This window comes from Nocardia abscessus NBRC 100374, assembly GCF_000308455.1.
GTDB lineage: Bacteria > Actinomycetota > Actinomycetes > Mycobacteriales > Mycobacteriaceae > Nocardia > Nocardia abscessus.
The window spans coordinates 40,858-57,112 of sequence record NZ_BAFP01000101.1; the positions used below are offsets into that span (position 1 = coordinate 40,858).

The window sequence follows — 16,255 nt, forward strand, 5'->3', positions numbered from 1 at the left end:
CCCGCCTACACCACCGGTTGCGGACCGCGGGAGGTGTCGGTGTCGAGGATGTGCAGCACCCACCGGCCCTTGCCGTCGGCCTTCGCCCGGTAGAGGCCGGTGTCGGCGGCATCGAGCAGCGATTCGGCGTCCGCGCCCGCGACCGCGGTGACGACCGCGCCGATGCTGATCGACATCCGTAGTCGCCGGTCGCCGGCCGTGATCGGGTCGACCAGCGCCTCGAGCAGGCTGTTCGCCACGGTGGCCACCCGGTGGTCGCTGGCAGGCGGCGGGATCAGCGCGACGAACTCGTCGCCGCCGATGCGGGCGACCAGGCAGCCCGATCCGCGCACACTGTCCTGCAGACGCCCGGCGACCGCGGTGAGGATCTGATCGCCGGTCCCATGGCCGTAGCGGTCGTTGACGTGTTTGAAGCGGTCGATGTCGACGAAACACAATCCCGCGCGGTCTCCGTTGCGGGCGTCCGCGATCATCGCGTCGATCCGTTCGATGAGATGCCGCCGGTTCGGCAGTCCGGTGAGGGGGTCGTGCCGGGCCTGCCGGTGCAGCTCCTCCCGCATCCGGTGCTGCTCGGTGACGTCTTCGCCGACTGCCAGCAGATAGTCGCTCTGCCCGTCGACGCCCTTGACGAAGGTGATGGCGAACGAGGCCCACCCGTAGCTGTCGTCGGCGCGGCGGATCCGCTGCTCCAGCTTGACCGTGCCTTCCCCGGACGGGACCAGCTTGTCGTACACCAGCGTGCGGATGCCCTCACGGTCGTTGGGGTGCGCGAAGTCGTAGACGGACACCCCGCGCAAGGTGTCGACCGGGACGCCGATCATCTCGGCCAAGCCCCGGTTGACGTCCAGCAGCGTCCCGTCGGTGTCGCCGATGGCGATCGCGATCGCCGCGTTGTCGAAGACCACCCGGAACCGGTCGTCGGCGGCCCGGGCCGCGTCGCTCGCGGCCTCTTCGTGCGAACGGGATTGCGCTTCGTGGCCCTGACCGACCGCCGCGAGCAGTGCCGCGAGTCGCCGACCGCGATCCGCGACCGCTCCCTGCTCGGCCAATCCGTACAGGACCTGCGCGGACGCGCTCGGCACGCCGGGACCGACCAACCCGGCGGCGGCCAGGGCCGCGCCGACGCGCAGACCGACGCCCGCGTCGAACGGTTCGGCTTCCAGGGCGGAAACCAACTCCTCGACCAGGCCGCGCAGCACCAGCTCGGGGTCCGGTACGGACACCGACCCCTCGGCGACGGCCTGCAACGCGCGCCACCACAAGTTCGCCATCGAGGCGAGTTCGATCTGTTCCACCGCAACCCCCTCACCATTCAGGCCGGAGATAGCCCCCGACGCATCGTATCCACAGAAGTTCGAGACCGTCGAGTACTGCCGCCTGGAAGCATTCCCAGAGGTGGCCAGGGTGACGTGCCTACTTCAGCCCGTTCTCCCGGAATATCGACGCACCTTTGTACCGCAGCGTCTCCACCTGCCACACCCAAGTCGCCTGCACACATCCGATCAGATCGGCAATGTGCGTCGAGACGGTCGCCGCCAGATCGGCGTCTTCCGCGCCCAGGCGCTCGCAGCGTTCGGTCGCCAGCGCGCCCAGCTCCCGGAATTCGGCGAGCCGCGCGCGCACGATCTCGGTGGAGCCCCGCACGGCGTCCTCCAGCGACCATCCGGGGTGGTTCAGCAGGACCGCCGGAATCAAATTGAAATCCGCGAGATCGACGATGCATTCCTTCTCGAAGGAGAACACGTCGTTCATCAGCGCCCCGATCTCCACGGTCAGCACCCGCAGCCGCCGCAGATCGCAGGCCAGCTCCGTGTGCCCGATCCGGTCCCAGGGCAGGTAATCGTCCCGGCCGAATTCGCACAGCGCGATCGCCGGATACATGCCCGACACCTGGGCTCGCAGGTCGATGTACTCCGCGACGCTGAGCAAGCCGCCGCGCGCCCTGGCGTTCTGGTCCTGGATCGCGGGCCGCAGGTGCTCGATGGTGGACTCGAGGAACCGGTCGAGCCACGCCGGGTCCGCGAGGGCGGACAGCATCGTGAGAAACGCCGACGTCGCGGTCTCCAGCGGGGTCGGGTCCGCCGGCGCCCAGCGGGTACGCAGGAGCACGCACAGCCGGTCGGTCGCGACGCGCGCCTGATGCTGCTCATGGTCGCCGAGGTGGCCGAACTTCTCCCGGCCGACAGTGTCGTTGAGCCAGAACAGGATCGCGTTGTAGAGCCCGATGATCGTCATCCGCTCCGCGCTCACGGCGCCGGGATGCAGATAGGGAGTCATGCTGTTGTAGTGCGGGCCCGCGCGCTCGAGCCAGATGCCGTGCTCGCGGCAGAAGCGCTCGACCTCCGCACAGGCTTGCTCCCCGAACCGGTTGGGCCGGAAGTCGCGGCAGTAATCGACGATGTCCCAGTCGGGCGTGCCGAACATCGCGCGCAACGACCACTGCCGCCCGGCCTTCAGCAACATCTCGTGTCGCCCCCGCATGGTGACGATTTCTTGCTCGAGTGCCGATGTGTACTCGCTGACCACAACGACTCCCTCCCACTATGGTGACTTCTAATGAATTGTCTCCGACTTATCGGGTGTGGGATCGGTCGAAGGGCGAAGATCACGCAACTCGCGAACGCCCGATAGCTTTGGCGCGCGGGGGATCTGACGCTGGAGCACGGCAAACGGCCAGCTCGCCCCGAAGCGGGGCGCCATAGCGCGCAATCGCGGTGGCACATCGAGGTAAGCGACCCGTCTGGGACACGCGACGCAGGCGCTGTCGCCGAACGTCCGGCAGTTGAACTATCGGGGGATCGTCACAGGATGCGGGCTGTGCCTGAGGGCGCGCTCACTTCGACGCCAGGACATCGTGCATGGTCAACAGCAGATGGTCGAATTGGGCCCGTTGCGCGGCCGGACCGCCGCCCATCGCGGGAATCTCGCCGACCAGCTGTCGGGCCAGCGTCCGCAGCTTGATGTTGGTTTCCTGGGAGCGCCACTGCAATACCCGGAACGCCTGTTCGGCGTTGATCCCGTAGACGAGCATGAGCACGCCTTTGGCCTGCTCGATCACCGCCCGCGATTCGACGAGTTCGGGCAGCGTGCCGTCGAGGATCTCCTGCCGGTTCTCCGCGAGAGTCTCGGACACGTCGATGACATAGCCGCAGGCGCCGACCACCGACTCACGGTCGTCGAGCATGCGATCGGCCACGACGATGACGTGATGGGTTCGCCCGCCGGTGTCGATGACGCGGTGGCGGCCGCAGTACGGCTCACCGGTTCGCACGGCGGTGACGATGGACCGGTCGACCAGTTCGCGGTCGTCGGGGTGCTTGTGCGCCAGCAGCAACTCCGTACTGGGGCGCGCACTCCCCGCCGGGTAGCCGTAGATCGCGGCCACTTCGTCCGACCATTCCCATCGCTGATCCTCGAACCAGAAGCGGAAGCCACCCACGCTCTGCGGCGTGCCCGCGAGGACGCTCTCGATCGCGGAGGCGCTTCTCAGCGCGAGGTGATCCATCCTCGTCACGCGGTCATTATCCATCGGCATTCGAGGGCTACGGCGCGGAACACGGAATGAAATCGAATTGTGGCAAACTCTCCGCATCCTCATTAAATCGCTGCTTACCTAGGGAAAATCACGATGTGGCAACATCTGACCATTCTGAGCAATCAGTCCGCTATGGGCTGCGGCCGCTGAGCCCGGCGCCCTGCCGAAGACCTGCGCTTCCGCCCGAGTGGGGCACGACCCCGCAGCGGCATCCAGCGGTGGCGCTTCGCCCGCGGCATTTCCGCCGTCCGCGATAGGTCCCCGAGCAGGTCCGCGGGTATTCGCAGGCCGATACAACCGAGTCGCCGGTCCGGTTTACCCCGCAAGATTGTGCGCCGGGCGTAAACGCCCACGAAAACACCGACCATAACGTGGATCACGGGAGGTAGTCTCTGTTGCTGTGCCCACACTCGGCACAGATCCGCTGCACATAGGCCGCATTCGAGGGCGAACGTCATAACGCGTTCCAGCTAGTGCGCAGACCGAAGGGGTTGTACTGATGGCAGGCAAGCGCACCGTCCTGACCGTCCGGTTGCGGCGGCTGGCGGCGATGCTGCACGAGATGCGCGAGAACGCCCAGCTCAGCAAAGAAGAGGTCAGCGCGAAGACCGGGATCAACGTCACCACGCTGTACCGGATCGAAACCGCCCAGGCCCGTCCGCAGCGGCGCACCCTCATGGCGATGCTCGACCTGTACCGCATCGGCGACGAACAGCGCGAAGACGCCCTGGAACTGCTGTCGGACGCGCTGAAGCCCGGCATGTCGCGCGCCTACGAGGGCAGCGTGTCGGAGGTGTACGCCGCCTACATCAACTTCGAGTCCGAGGCGCTGTCGGCCCGGCACTACCAAACCTCCTTCATCCCAGGTCTTTTGCAGACCTACGAGTACGCGACCGCCGTGATCGACACCTCGATGCCGAAGCTGGAGGCGTCGGTCATGGAGAGCAGGGCCAAGGCCAGGATGGATCGCGCGGTCAACCTCACCAAAGAGGACCCGCTCGAGCTGTGGGTGGTCATGGACGAGGCCGCGATCCGTCGCATCGTCGGCGGCCCCGCGGTGATGCGAGGCCAGCTCGACCGGCTGCTGCAGGAAATCAAGCGTAAGAACGTGATCTTGCAGATCCTGCCGTTCGACGCGGGCGCGCACCCCGGCATGGCGGGCTCCTTCACCTTGCTGGACTTTCCCGATCCCGCCGACCCCGAGCTGGTCTACGTGGAGGGCATGGCGGGTGACGAGCTGATCGAGGGCCACACCGAGATCCGGCGTTTCGGCGTGATCTTCGACCAGCTGCGCGCCATGGCGCTGAGCCCGCGTGATTCCGCGGCCATGATCGTGGAGGCCGCGCGCCGGATGGACGGGATGGAGGAGTAGCGGCGGGCGCAAAACCCCAGCGGAAATCGGCCCGGTGAACGACTATTCCGCCGCGGAGTGGGTACCCTCGCCCTTACTGCCGAGGGGAGGACGCATGTCCGAAGTCACTGCGAATCCGATATCCGAATCCGGGCCCGAGCTGAAACGGGTGATGGGGCCGGGACTGCTCCTGTTGTTCATCGTCGGCGACATTCTCGGCACCGGGATCTACGCGCTCACCGGAAAGGTGGCCAACGAGGTCGGCGGGGCGGTGTGGGTGCCGTTCCTCGTGGCGTTCCTGGTCGCGCTCGTCACCGGCTTCAGCTACCTCGAACTGGTCACCAAGTACCCGCACGCCGCGGGCGCCGCCCTCTACACGCACAAGGCGTTCGGCATCCATTTCCTCACCTTCATGGTCGCGTTCGCGGTGATGAGTTCCGGCATCACCTCCGCGGCCACGGCCTCGCGGGCGTTCGCGGCCAACTTCGCCGAGGCCTTCGACCTGGATCTGGGCACCGGAACCGCGGTGACGGTGATCGCCCTGGTGTTCATGGCGGTGGTGGCGGCGGTCAACCTGCGCGGCGTGAGCGAGGGCGTGAAGCTCAACGTGGTGCTCACCTGCGTGGAGCTGACCGGCCTGCTGATCGTCATCGCCATCGGTTGCTGGGCGCTGGGCGTCGGTGACGGCGACTTCTCCCGCATCGTCGAATTCGAGACCGGCGAGCGCAACGCGGTCGGCGGCGTCATCGTGGCCACCACGCTCGCGTTCTACGCGATGGTGGGCTTCGAGGACTCGGTGAACATGGCCGAGGAGTGCAAGGAGCCGAGCCGGATCTTCCCGAAGGTGCTGCTCGCCGGGCTGCTCATCACCGGGCTCATCTACGTGCTGGTGTCCATCAGCGCGGTGGCGCTCGTGCCCGCCGACCAACTCGGCCAGGGCGATACGCCGCTGCTGAAGGTAGTCGAGGCGGGCGCGCCGAGCTTCCCGACCCACGTGTTCGCGTACATCACCATGTTCGCCGTCGCCAATTCGGCGCTGATCAACATGCTGATGGCCAGCCGCCTGATCTACGGCATGGCCCGGCAAGGAGTACTGCCCCGGCCGTTCGGCCGCGTGCACGAGCGGCGCCGGACGCCTTACAACGCCATCGTTTTCACCACGCTGCTGGCGCTCGGGCTCATCCTGTTCGTCGGTGAAGTGCCCGAGCTCGGCGGCACCACGGCGCTGCTGCTGCTCGCGGTGTTCACCGTGGTCAACGTCGCCGTGCTGGTGCTGCGCCGAGACCCGGTGGCGCACAAGCATTTCAGGACGCCGACGCCGCTGCCCGTCCTCGGCGCGCTCACCTGCGGCTTTCTCGTCACGCCGTTCACCGACCGCAATCCGGCGCAGTACGCCATCGCGGGCGTGCTGCTGGCCATCGGAGTCGCGCTGTGGGGCGTGAACTACCTGGCCATCCGCGCAATGCGGGCCCAGCCGTTGGACACCAAGCCGGGCGCCGACTGACCGACCGGCGGGGCGTGTCCGCCGGTATGTCGGATTTCTGCGGATGACTAGTCGCTGCCCGGTAGGTAAGGTGGGCGCCGATGACCAGCATGGAAGCCCGTTTCGGGGATGCCACCCGGACCGTGCCCCTCCCCAACCCGTGGAATCTGACCGCCTATCTAGCCGCGGTGGCCGCCCATCGCGGACGCTCGATCAGCCTGCACCCCGTGCCCAAGGCGATGCTGGCCGAAACAGGCTGCGGCGGAGGCGGCCTGTGGGTGGCACGCAAGCACGACGACATCATCGTGTACGACGCCGCGGCCACCGGCCGCAACGCCGATCACGTCATCCTGCACGAGATCGGGCACATGCTGCTGGGTCACCACAAAGATCACGAACGCGGCGAACCGCTGCCGCCCTCGCTGGCCGTCATCCTGCCCTCGATCTCGCCGCATTCGATCGAACATGTGCTCGGCCGTACCGAATTCGGCGCCGATCGCGAGCGGGAAGCCGAGGTATTCGCCGATATGACCATGGTGTACGCGACCTTGCCGCGCCGCCGCCAGCGGTCGTTCCGGCTGTTCGGGCGAGGCAGATAGCTACCAGCGGTCGTAGCGCCCCTCGGGTAGTCGTCTCGCGCCGGCTCGCAAGTCGTCGATGAGATCCTGGTAGCCGTCGGCCAATTCATCGATGCGGACCCACGCGTCGTAGGAGACCGATTCCGGCGCGTGCGCCAGCGCCGCGAGCGCCTGGGCGGCAAGCATGGCCAATCGGTCCACCATGCGGCCCACGGTCTCGGTGTGTTCGGGCGCGGCGGGCGGCGGTATCGGCATGGCCAGCGTGACCCAGCGGTCGATGCCGCGCACGAGCTGCGCCCGGCGCCGGTCGAGTTTGTCGCACCGGCTCGCCGGGGTGCGCTCGCGAGTCTGGTGCAGCTGAGCCAATTCTCCGGCCGCCTCCAGCATCGGATGATCCATGTGCGGCAAGCCCCGGAAGGCAGCCAGCAGAAGTTCTTTGCCGGGAATCACCCGGGCCTCCGACGCCTGAGCCACTTTCCGAGCCCCCATTCCTACCAGGGTGGACGCGTCTCGCTCACGCCCTCGATGCCTTGCCTCGCCGGTGTCCCGGCACTGCCCGAACATCCACATGATCCAAGCGTGACCGAGCACGCAGTCCCCCGTGTCGAATTCGATCACTTCCGCTCACGCGACACGCCCATCGATCGGATTTCCGGTGCACGAGCCGGTTCGACGCACACGGCAAACATCCAGTGACCTTGCGTTATTCGAAGATAGAGCCTACTTTCCTGCGACTATTGCCAGCCGAGGCGACACGCCAGCCATCCAATGGTGATCCGAGCAAACGCCGCTTGATGCCCACGCAAATGGGGCGAACGGGGCGGCCCCGGCTTCCGGCAGGCAACTGCCCAATAGCCGGCGAGCGCACAGACGAAAGCGTCGACCGCCGCCGGGTCGACGTCGCGGGTCACCGGATGGGTGGCGATGATCGGATCCGGGTCGACACCGGCGGCCGCGATCGACGGGGCGAGGGCGACGAGATCCATCCACGCCGCGCCCCGGCATGCCCACGCCCAGTCGACCGCCAGCACCGCACCGTCCGCTCGCCGCACCATGTTGTCCGGACGAAGGTCGGTGTGCAGCAAAGTATTCCCGGCCGCAGCAGCCATCCACGTCGCTTCCAGCTCGGCCAATTCCGTCAAATGCCGAGCGGGCCAACCGTCCAGGTCCGCCGGAGGCCCCTCGCTCGCGAAGGCGCGCCAGCCGACCAGCTCCGGTCCATAGGCTTCCGTCACCGTCGGCACGTCCGCCGGCGGGCTCGGTGTCAGCTCCGTCGCCAAGCGAGTCACCAGTTCGAGGGTGTCGCGCAACTCCCCCGGCTCGTCGAGGCGCGGAAACGTCCCCTCGACATCGTCGAACCCGGCGACGAACCACCCCGCGATCTCGCCCGAGAACCGGCATCGCGGTGCGGGCGCCGTCGCGGGCAGGCGCGACGCGATCCGCGCCTCCTGCCGATACACCGGCGCGAGTCCGTCCCCGGCCTCGATCGCCTTCACGAAGGCAGCGTCACCACCGACCGTCCGCACCCGCACCGCCACCCCGTGACTGAATCCGCCGCCCTGATCCGCGGCCGCGCACACGACGTCCCCGAGCATCCGCTCTATTCCCACCCGCACCGGCCGCGGCACCTCGGCCCACCCGATCCTCGACGCAGTGCCCAGGAAATTCACCATCGCCCCATGGTCCAAGCCTCACCCCGTAATCCACCACCGAATTACCTGCCCCGCAGTATCCGAACGGGTCCATCGAAGGTGCGAAATTCGAAGCGCGTGTCGGACGCGTCGAACGGCGGTCTGTAGCAGTCACACAGGCGAGCTGGGCGCGGACAGCGGCACCTACTGCCGTCCGGTCTCGGCCCACGCACGACTCCGTCCCCGATCGGCGCTCAGGAAATCGTCTCGTGCGCGGCGAGGTAGTCCTGACCGCCGATGTATGTGGTGTGGCCCGGATCCGCGGGGGCGGTGCTGGCCAGAGCGACGGCGGTGGCGAATTCGGTGACGGTGGGCAGGGTGCCCTGATCGCGGCGCGCGGCCACGGCGTCGGGGTTTCGGCGCTCCAACAGCTGGACGATGATCGTGCCGTCGATCATGTCGCCGGAGACGACGTGCAGGGCGATCCCCCGGCTGGTGAGCTCCGGGATCATGGCGCGCAGGACGTCCTCGCCCGCGCGCTTGCTCGCGGCGATGGGTTCGTAATCGGCGGGGACCGGCTTGCGGCCGTGGAAGTGCGCCTGATGGCTGGTCACGAAGACGATCCGCGAACCCGACGGCATGTGCGGCAGGGCGAGCCGGACGAGCCGCTCCTGCGCGTCACGATTGAGCGCCATCGCGTAATCGGGCCGGGCGTTGCGTTCCAGCCCGCCGGAGGCGTTGAGCACCAGCACATCCACACGGCCGAACTCCGCGACGATCTGCGCGATCAAGGCACCGGCCGATTCCGCGGCGGCGATGTCGGCACCCGCGGTGGACGCGCTACCGCCCGCCTGACGGATCGACTCCGCCAGTGTCTCGGCTCGCTTGGCCTTCTCCCGGTAGTTGATCACCACGTGGTCACCCCGCCCGGCGATCACCCGTGCCGTCTCCGCGCCGATACCGCGGGAGGCGCCCGTGATCAGCACGATGCGCCGTCCGATCGTGTCGTCCACCGTCACCCTCTCGGTCCCGCCCGGCGATCACCCGCGCCAGTGCTTCTGATTCAGAATCACTATGCTGGTTCTAAATGAGAAGTGCAAACTCACCGAGGCCGCCGCGCGGCCGGGACGACCCGTCGAACGCGCCGCTGCTGGCCACAATGGATCTGCTCGGCCAACGCTGGATCCTGCGCATCCTGTGGGAGCTGGAACCCGACCGTCTCGGCTTCCTCGAATTGCGCAGACGCATGGGCAACTGCTCCTCGAGCATGCTCTCGGTGCGCTTGCAACACCTGCAATCCGCGGGCTTGATCGCGAAGAACCCCGACAAGTCCTATGAACTGACCACCGCGGGCAGCGAACTCAGCACGGCACTCGGGCCGGTCTGGGACTGGTCGCGCCGCTGGCGCGTGACCCCCATCGAATCCGGTACCGACTGACGGCGCCTGCGCGAGAGATTGACCTTCGAGTTGGTTGAGGCTCCATGATGGCCGGGTGACGAGTTCGGAGTCGACAGGGTTGATCACGATCGGTGTGCTGGCGCGGGCCAGTGGACTGACGGCGAGCGCGCTGCGGTTCTACGACGACTGCGGCCTGCTCGTTCCGGCTCGGGTCGACCCGCTGACCGGATACCGCTACTACACCGAGACGCAGCGGGAGCGGGCGACACTCATCCGGCAACTGCGTGCGATCGATCTCCCGCTGGACGCGATCGCGGAGATTCTCGCCGGTGACGGTGAACGGGCACGGCGCCTGCTCGATCGTCACGTGGCGGAATTGGCGCGGCGTGCGCATGAGGCCGCGCAAGTCGCCGCGGTGATCAAACGGTCGCTTCGAACTCACGTGGCGGTCGATGCCGCGGTTATGGCCGAGGCGCTCGAACAGGTCCGCGCCGCCGCGGCCCGCACCCGCGAGATACCGGTACTGACGGGCGTTCTGCTGGAAGCGGGCGCGAACGCGGTGACCCTCACCGCGACCGACCGCTACCGTCTGTCCACCCGCACGGTGGTGGCGAACCGGCAGCACGGCGGCGATTGGGCCGTGGTGCTCGATCCGAACGGACTCGAGTCGATCATCGAGCGGCTGCGCGGCCTGGACGAGGTCGTGGCCACACCGGCCGACGACGGATTGATTCTGACCGGCGACGGCGTCGAACACCGGGCGACTGTCATCGAGGAATCCTTCCCGGATCACCGCGCCCTGCTCTCCGGGCTGGCACCGGTACGCACCAGGGCGATCGTCGCTCGGCAGCTGATGCTGGACATTCTCGAAAAGACCGACGCCCCACTACGATTCGCGATCAAACCGTCCGGGATCGCGATAGCCGCGCGAGGCGGAGCGCACCGTCTGCCCGCGACGGTCACCGGCTCCGCAGTCACACTGTCGTTCGAGCCCGCGACACTGCTGCCCGCCGTTCACAGCGCGCTCGGTCCCGAGCTCATGCTCGACATCAGCGCCGCCGACCAGCCGGTGGTCCTGCGCTCCGCCACCGACGGCGACCTCACCACCCTGGTCATGCCCAGACGAGCGCTCGACCACGCCACCTCGAAATAGTCGCCGAACGCTGACGACTCCGCGCAGCCGAGGCCCACACGACTACGCGCGCCCATTCTCGCTGGCGGCTCGATCCGACCGCTCACGTGAAATTGCGACCATCCGCCCCGACTTCTCCGATGCCCCGCACTCGAGTCAGCCGGGCGTAATCACACGAACCTCTCCGTCCGCGCACCCATGAAGGAGCCCCGATGAACCCATCCCCCGACCACACCATGGACGCCATCACCAGCGCTGTCGCGCTCGGACGCGAGGGCCGTCCGGATGACGCGCGAGATGCCCTGCTCGCCGTCTGGGCCTCGCTCGGGCCACAGGGGGATCCGTTGCACCGCTGCACGCTCGCCCACTATCTGGCCGACTTGCACGACGACCCGGCGGAAGCGCTGACCTGGGACATCCGGGCGCTCGACGCAGCCGACAGTCTTTCGGACGATCGCGCTCAAAGCTATGACGGTTCGCTGCGGGTGGCCGCGTTCTACCCGTCGTTGCACCTCAACCTCGCCGACGACTATCGCAGGCTCAGCTCGTTCAGCGCCGCCCAGCGCGAAATCGAAGCCGCCCGCAAGCGTGTGCACACGCTCGCCGACGACGGCTACGGAGCGACGATCCGGACGGCTTTGGCCGAAGTAGAGTCGGCGATCCGCGAACGGCGCACCGAACCAAGGGCCTCGGCGCCGACCGGTGGCCGATAACGCGCGAGCGGCCCGCACCATTCCGGTGCGGGCCGCTCGCGACGGGGTCTACTTCAAGCGGAGCTTGCCGAACAGACCGTCCTTCTCGTCGTCGGGTCCCGCGGTGAAATACAGCGAGTCGGCGTCGCCGAGGCTCTCGCCGTTGCCGAACATCAGCGCCCACAGTCCCTCGATGGCGACCGGCTTGCCGTTGGCATCGCGCAAGTAGTCGGCGAACTTGCCGGTGGTGTCGTCGTAGGCCAGCACGTGCCCGGCGCCGCCGAAGTTGCCGACCAGCAGTTTGCCGCTGAGCGGACCGAAACCGTCCGGCGCGATCGTCACCGCCCATGGCGCGTTCAGGCGCTTGCCGTCATCGATGATGCGCACCAGCTTGCCGTTGGCGTCGAACTCGGCGAGCTTGCCCTTGTCCGGCTTGCCGCCCGCCTCCTGCTCTTTGTCCTTGTCCAGCGAATCCTCTTCACCGGCGTCGAACTCGGCCTTGTCCTTCTCGTCCGGCTGCGTGGTGGCATAGGCGACGAACACCCGGTCGCCGATGGTCGAGACGTTGAACGGCGCGGGATCGCCGGGCACTGTCTTCTTGCCCTTTTCCGGCGCGGCCGGGTCGATCGTGTCGCCGGTGGCGAACGGGTTGGCGAAGCCGGTGGTCGGGATCGGCTGCCAGTTCCGGTCGAACGTCCGAACCTGCGGGTCGGCGCCGAAGTCGGCGGCCAGCAGCTTGTCACCGGACGGCGCCAGCGCGATCCCGAAGAACTGCATCCCCTGCGGCTCGCCGTCGAAGACCAGGTTGGCGGGGCCGTCGTGGCGCACGATGCGGCCCTCCAAGCCCTGCTCGGTCCAGGCCGAGATCTTGCCGGAGTCGGTGGCGAAGATGAACCGCGCCGAGCCGTTCAGGGGTCCGCCTTCCGCCTCCACCGGCTGGTCGTGGACAACGAACAGATCGGAGGTGATCGGCGCCGGGTTGAACACCACGCCGGTGGTCTTGCCCACGCTCTTGTCCGAGGTGTCGGCGTCGGCGCCGGGAATGGTGACGATCTTCAGCTGATCCTGGAAGAGCTTCTGCACCTTCTCGTCCGCGGACTTGGTCACGTCGCCGACGAACTGGAACGACTTGCCGCCCGCCCCGACCCAGAAGTGCCCGCCCGCGCCCTTGGGGCGGTCGGCGAGTCCCCAGGCGTTCACCAGGTCGGGAAAAATGAACTGCGCCTTGTATTCCGCGTTGTTGGCCGCGAGGTTGGTCTGGACGTATTTGTTGCCGTCGAGCGCGGGCACCTCGTCCGACTTCGAGTCCGAGCAGCCCGCCGCCAGCGCCAGCGCGACCCCCAGCGCCGACGCGCGCAGCAGACCACTTCGGGTCCGCGACCGCGGCGTACCGCCACGGCGCGACTCATTCCAGCGTCCGTTCAACTTCTTGTTTCCTTTCCGACCACACCACATTGGTGATAAGGCGAAGCTAACCTTAGCGTGAGCAAATTTCCGGAGTACGCGAACGGCGGGCGAAGGCCGGGTTTAGGCTGTTCGCCGTGGTCGAACCCCAGCCTGCTATTGCCCTGCATCCCGATATCGCCCCGCTCGCTCCACTGCTCGGCACTTGGCGTGGCAACGGGCAGGGTGAATACCCGACCATTCAGCCGTTCGGCTATGTCGAGGAAATCCGGTTCGGCCATCTCGGCCGCCCGTTCCTCACCTACCGGCAGAAGACTCGCGCCACCGACGACGGCCGGCCGCTGCATGCCGAAACCGGCTATCTGCGTTGCCCACGTCCCGACCGCGTCGAATTGATCCTCGCCCATCCCACCGGAATCACCGAAATCTGTGAGGGCTCGCTCGCCGTCGAGGACGGCACGCTGCGCATGGAATTGGACTCCACCGGCATCGGGCGCAGCACCACAGCGAAACTCGTGACCGCCCTCGGCCGTTCGCTGCGCCTGTCCGGCGACACCATCGACTACACGCTCCGGATGGCGGCGGTCGGCGAACCCTTGCAGCATCACCTCGCGGCCACCTTGCGGCGGGACTGAACCGGCCTCGCTAGAAAGCGCTCGGCAACCGCCGACGGCCACTCCTCAGTTCGGTGACCAGATCCTCGTAAGCCACGGCCACTTCGGCCAACTGTTCCCACGCGAACCACAGGTCCCATTCCTGGTCGTCGGCCATAGCCGCGTACGCGCACGCACTCAGCCGAGCGAGACGATCGACTACCGATCCGAGCGATTCGGTGTGCAGATAGGCTCCGCCGCGCGCCGCGGGCAACCGAGGGCCCACCCAGCGGTCGACGTCGCGAATCAGCCGGGCACGGCGCCCGTCTATGCCGCACACACCTGCCTGCCCTATGCGAAGCCGACGAACATGCAGTTCGGCAAGGGCGCGCGCCCGCAACAGCACCGGATGATCCGACGGCGCGGCGTCCTCCCGGCAGGCTTGCAGCAGCTCACTTCGCGTCGGCAGACCCCCGTTCACGGCGCGCCTTTCGCGCCCGCGCGGGCCAGCACGCAATTCACGATCACCATGCCCGACGGGCGGAACGTGTCCCGCGGCGCCACCACCCACCGGCGGAAGCCGCCGTTCGCATCGGCAGGCGAAGGCAGTGCGATTTCGCTGCCGAACGGGACGATCGAAACGTCGATCCGGAACAACGCCGCGAACAGCCGCACATCCTCCGGTAGATCGGGCCGGCACAGGAAAGTCCAGCGGTGCGAACGGATATGCCCGACCACCGGACCGATCGGTAGTCCACGGAACAGCATGTCGTCGCGCACGCATTGCCCCAGCCTGTCGGGCATCGTGATCCCACCGACCACACCGGCCTTCACCACGATTCGGCCGATCTCCGGGTGTATCCCGGCGGGCAGTCCACAGGTACGGCGGTAAAACGCGCAGCGGGACGCGGGGGTGTCCGCGAATGCCGCATTGTTCATTCGCCAGCCTCGATTCACATAGTTCGGTAAGCGGAAAATCCCGGTCGCTGGACCTGCAACCGTTGGCGCGGTTAAGGTTTCAGCACATCTTCGATTCGGACCGGTCGCGTTCAGTAGAGCACCGGATATTGCTGGGCGGGAACGATCTCAGTGGTGGAATCGGGCGGAAACCGCCCAGGTTCCAAGGCCCCCCGCCAAAAGGTTCCAGTCAGGTACCCGGCCGCTAGTTCGGCTACGAAAGGGATTCGTCGTGAGTTCAACAGGTTCCACTTTGCCCCGCCGGATGCTGGGGCGGCAGCTGCGGGCGTTGCGGATCAGCGCGGGCATCAGCGCGGAGTACGCCCGCAACGCGATCGACGTGAGCAAACAAACCCTGTGGCGGATGGAGACCGGGCAGCCGGTCCGGCTTCATCCGCTGGTCGTCGAGGGGCTTTGCAAGCTGTACGGGGCGTCCGAAGAACGAACCGCCATTCTGCTCAACCTGGTCGAGGAGACCAAGCGCACCGGATGGTGGCATGCGTTCGATGACGCCATCCTCGAAGACTTCAACCTTTTCGTGGAGCTGGAGGCGACAGCCAAACGCATCGTCTCCTACCAAACAACGTTGCTCCCCGGACTACTGCAAACCGACGAGTATCGGCGCGCCTTGATCTGGGTCCGCTTCCCGGCGATGTCCGGACCAGAGGTCGAACGAAAGATCGAGGCATTCAGGCAGCGAAAGTCGCGCTTGGACAGGGACTATGATGCGATACGCTACGAAGCCGTCATCGATGAGTCCGCCCTGCGCCGGGGGATCGGCGGACCATCGGTCATGGAAGGCCAGCTCAGGCACCTGCTGCGATTCGATGAACGACCGAGTGTTTCGGCACGGGTGGTTCCCCTCGCAGCGGAGGCATACGCGGGACTGAACGTCGGCTCGTTCGTGATTCTCGACTTCCCCGAGCACCCCATCAGTCATCTCACCGAACCACCGGTCGTTTACATGCAAGGATTCACCGGCGACCTGTATCTTGAGAAGCCTGACGAGGTCCGGCAACACCGCCAGGCGTACGCCGATATCCTGCGATCGGCCCTCGACCAGGAGGGAAGCCGAGCCCTCATCCGCAAGATCGCCAAGGAGTATGCCGAATGAGCGTCAGCCTATCCGGTGCCACCTGGTTCAAGAGCAGCTACAGCAGCGCGGACAGGGACTGCGTCGAGGTCGCGTTCCTCCGCGAAGGCGTGGGTGTACGTGACTCGAAGAACCCCACTGGCCCGGCTCTCGTGTTCACACCGAGCGAGTGGGACTCGTTCACTTCCCACATGACCAGCGGCGAACTCGATCTGTCGCAGTCCTGACGAAGCCGCTCGTCCATAGCCCCGGCCTCTTCCTCGCGGGAGGTCGGGGCACTCGCTGAACTGGTCGGGTCCATGATCGGGCGATGCGTGTCAGGTCGCTTGCACCCGGGAAACCCCGCCGGTAGCGTCAACATTCACTGCAGGGGGCGGAGGAGCCGGTCCGGCCCTGGAGAGGCCAGG

The 16,255-nt window shown here is 67.1% G+C and carries 18 protein-coding genes; 9 read left to right on the forward strand and 9 right to left on the reverse strand.

Annotated features, from left to right (window positions below; genetic code table 11):
• Positions 1 to 5: 5 nt before the first annotated feature.
• The 3 genes from ON19_RS20335 to ON19_RS20345 form a co-directional block, all read right to left on the reverse strand.
• Positions 6 to 1,295, reverse strand: coding sequence for a GGDEF domain-containing protein (locus ON19_RS20335; RefSeq protein WP_227954669.1), 1,290 nt, complete (start codon positions 1,293 to 1,295; stop codon positions 6 to 8).
• 118 nt (positions 1,296 to 1,413) lie between these two features.
• Positions 1,414 to 2,526 (reverse strand): terpene synthase family protein, encoded by a 1,113-nt coding sequence (locus tag ON19_RS20340; protein ID WP_043695094.1) that lies wholly within the window; start codon positions 2,524 to 2,526, stop codon positions 1,414 to 1,416.
• 307 nt (positions 2,527 to 2,833) lie between these two features.
• Complete coding sequence (locus ON19_RS20345) at positions 2,834 to 3,505, reverse strand: PAS and ANTAR domain-containing protein (protein WP_051169112.1); 672 nt, start codon at positions 3,503 to 3,505, stop codon at positions 2,834 to 2,836.
• A 529-nt stretch (positions 3,506 to 4,034) separates the two neighbouring features.
• Between ON19_RS20345 and ON19_RS20350 the strand changes: the two genes are divergently transcribed.
• The 3 genes from ON19_RS20350 (at position 4,035) to ON19_RS20360 (ending at position 6,968) form a co-directional block, all read left to right on the forward strand.
• Positions 4,035 to 4,907, forward strand: coding sequence for a helix-turn-helix domain-containing protein (locus ON19_RS20350; protein ID WP_043695097.1), 873 nt, complete (start codon positions 4,035 to 4,037; stop codon positions 4,905 to 4,907).
• Positions 4,908 to 5,001: 94 nt separating this feature from the next.
• Positions 5,002 to 6,390, forward strand: a complete 1,389-nt coding sequence (locus ON19_RS20355) for an APC family permease (RefSeq protein WP_043695100.1) — start codon at positions 5,002 to 5,004, stop codon at positions 6,388 to 6,390.
• Positions 6,391 to 6,470: 80 nt separating this feature from the next.
• Positions 6,471 to 6,968: a hypothetical protein gene (locus tag ON19_RS20360; RefSeq protein ID WP_043695103.1), complete on the forward strand. Its 498-nt coding sequence runs from the start codon at positions 6,471 to 6,473 to the stop codon at positions 6,966 to 6,968.
• Here ON19_RS20360 and ON19_RS20365 read toward each other — a convergent pair whose 3' ends face one another.
• The 3 genes from ON19_RS20365 to ON19_RS20375 form a co-directional block, all read right to left on the reverse strand.
• The gene (locus tag ON19_RS20365) at positions 6,969 to 7,436 is read right to left on the reverse strand and encodes a DUF4254 domain-containing protein (protein ID WP_051169113.1); all 468 of its coding nucleotides are present in this window, start codon (positions 7,434 to 7,436) and stop codon (positions 6,969 to 6,971) included.
• Between the two features lie 245 nt (positions 7,437 to 7,681).
• Positions 7,682 to 8,620 carry a phosphotransferase family protein gene (locus tag ON19_RS20370; RefSeq protein WP_051169101.1) on the reverse strand — a complete coding sequence of 313 codons (939 nt, stop codon included), beginning with the start codon at positions 8,618 to 8,620 and terminating at the stop codon, positions 7,682 to 7,684.
• Positions 8,621 to 8,832: 212 nt separating this feature from the next.
• The gene (locus ON19_RS20375; protein ID WP_372478682.1) at positions 8,833 to 9,591 is read right to left on the reverse strand and encodes an SDR family oxidoreductase; all 759 of its coding nucleotides are present in this window, start codon (positions 9,589 to 9,591) and stop codon (positions 8,833 to 8,835) included.
• Between the two features lie 74 nt (positions 9,592 to 9,665).
• Here ON19_RS20375 and ON19_RS20380 point away from each other — a divergent pair, with 74 nt between their 5' ends.
• From ON19_RS20380 to ON19_RS20390, 3 genes are all read left to right on the forward strand, one after another.
• Positions 9,666 to 10,016: a winged helix-turn-helix transcriptional regulator gene (locus tag ON19_RS20380; RefSeq protein ID WP_043695106.1), complete on the forward strand. Its 351-nt coding sequence runs from the start codon at positions 9,666 to 9,668 to the stop codon at positions 10,014 to 10,016.
• Between the two features lie 55 nt (positions 10,017 to 10,071).
• Positions 10,072 to 11,130: a DNA polymerase III subunit beta family protein gene (locus tag ON19_RS20385; protein WP_043695109.1), complete on the forward strand. Its 1,059-nt coding sequence runs from the start codon at positions 10,072 to 10,074 to the stop codon at positions 11,128 to 11,130.
• 191 nt (positions 11,131 to 11,321) lie between these two features.
• Complete coding sequence (locus ON19_RS20390) at positions 11,322 to 11,822, forward strand: hypothetical protein (protein ID WP_043695112.1); 501 nt, start codon at positions 11,322 to 11,324, stop codon at positions 11,820 to 11,822.
• A 48-nt stretch (positions 11,823 to 11,870) separates the two neighbouring features.
• Here the strand turns inward: ON19_RS20390 and ON19_RS20395 are convergent, their stop codons facing one another.
• The gene (locus tag ON19_RS20395; protein WP_051169103.1) at positions 11,871 to 13,226 is read right to left on the reverse strand and encodes a TIGR03118 family protein; all 1,356 of its coding nucleotides are present in this window, start codon (positions 13,224 to 13,226) and stop codon (positions 11,871 to 11,873) included.
• A 116-nt stretch (positions 13,227 to 13,342) separates the two neighbouring features.
• Between ON19_RS20395 and ON19_RS20400 the strand changes: the two genes are divergently transcribed.
• A complete protein-coding gene (locus ON19_RS20400) occupies positions 13,343 to 13,840 on the forward strand; it encodes a peroxynitrite isomerase (RefSeq protein ID WP_086006673.1) in 498 nt (165 codons plus the stop codon).
• A gap of 10 nt (positions 13,841 to 13,850) precedes the next feature.
• Here the strand turns inward: ON19_RS20400 and ON19_RS20405 are convergent, their stop codons facing one another.
• Together ON19_RS20405 and ON19_RS20410 are read right to left on the reverse strand one after the other, a co-directional pair.
• Positions 13,851 to 14,279, reverse strand: a complete 429-nt coding sequence (locus ON19_RS20405) for a DUF4254 domain-containing protein (RefSeq protein WP_043695116.1) — start codon at positions 14,277 to 14,279, stop codon at positions 13,851 to 13,853.
• Positions 14,276 to 14,737: a hypothetical protein gene (locus ON19_RS20410; RefSeq protein WP_043695119.1), complete on the reverse strand. Its 462-nt coding sequence runs from the start codon at positions 14,735 to 14,737 to the stop codon at positions 14,276 to 14,278. Before ON19_RS20410 ends, ON19_RS20405 begins: the two co-directional genes overlap by 4 nt.
• A 283-nt stretch (positions 14,738 to 15,020) precedes the next feature.
• Here ON19_RS20410 and ON19_RS20415 point away from each other — a divergent pair, with 283 nt between their 5' ends.
• Positions 15,021 to 15,869: a helix-turn-helix domain-containing protein gene (locus ON19_RS20415; RefSeq protein WP_063709469.1), complete on the forward strand. Its 849-nt coding sequence runs from the start codon at positions 15,021 to 15,023 to the stop codon at positions 15,867 to 15,869.
• Positions 15,866 to 16,075 (forward strand): DUF397 domain-containing protein, encoded by a 210-nt coding sequence (locus ON19_RS20420; RefSeq protein ID WP_043695125.1) that lies wholly within the window; start codon positions 15,866 to 15,868, stop codon positions 16,073 to 16,075. Before ON19_RS20415 ends, ON19_RS20420 begins: the two co-directional genes overlap by 4 nt.
• Positions 16,076 to 16,255 lie beyond the last annotated feature (180 nt).

Coding starts and splice junctions, on each gene's coding strand:
- ON19_RS20345 (WP_051169112.1), bottom strand. CDS start 3,505: ATGGATCACCTCGCGCTGAGAAGCGCCTCCGCGATCGAGAGCGTCCTC.
- ON19_RS20350 (WP_043695097.1), top strand. CDS start 4,035: ATGGCAGGCAAGCGCACCGTCCTGACCGTCCGGTTGCGGCGGCTGGCG.
- ON19_RS20355 (WP_043695100.1), top strand. CDS start 5,002: ATGTCCGAAGTCACTGCGAATCCGATATCCGAATCCGGGCCCGAGCTG.
- ON19_RS20360 (WP_043695103.1), top strand. CDS start 6,471: ATGACCAGCATGGAAGCCCGTTTCGGGGATGCCACCCGGACCGTGCCC.
- ON19_RS20365 (WP_051169113.1), bottom strand. CDS start 7,436: ATGGGGGCTCGGAAAGTGGCTCAGGCGTCGGAGGCCCGGGTGATTCCC.
- ON19_RS20370 (WP_051169101.1), bottom strand. CDS start 8,620: ATGGTGAATTTCCTGGGCACTGCGTCGAGGATCGGGTGGGCCGAGGTG.
- ON19_RS20380 (WP_043695106.1), top strand. CDS start 9,666: ATGAGAAGTGCAAACTCACCGAGGCCGCCGCGCGGCCGGGACGACCCG.
- ON19_RS20390 (WP_043695112.1), top strand. CDS start 11,322: ATGAACCCATCCCCCGACCACACCATGGACGCCATCACCAGCGCTGTC.
- ON19_RS20410 (WP_043695119.1), bottom strand. CDS start 14,737: ATGAACAATGCGGCATTCGCGGACACCCCCGCGTCCCGCTGCGCGTTT.
- ON19_RS20415 (WP_063709469.1), top strand. CDS start 15,021: ATGCTGGGGCGGCAGCTGCGGGCGTTGCGGATCAGCGCGGGCATCAGC.
- ON19_RS20420 (WP_043695125.1), top strand. CDS start 15,866: ATGAGCGTCAGCCTATCCGGTGCCACCTGGTTCAAGAGCAGCTACAGC.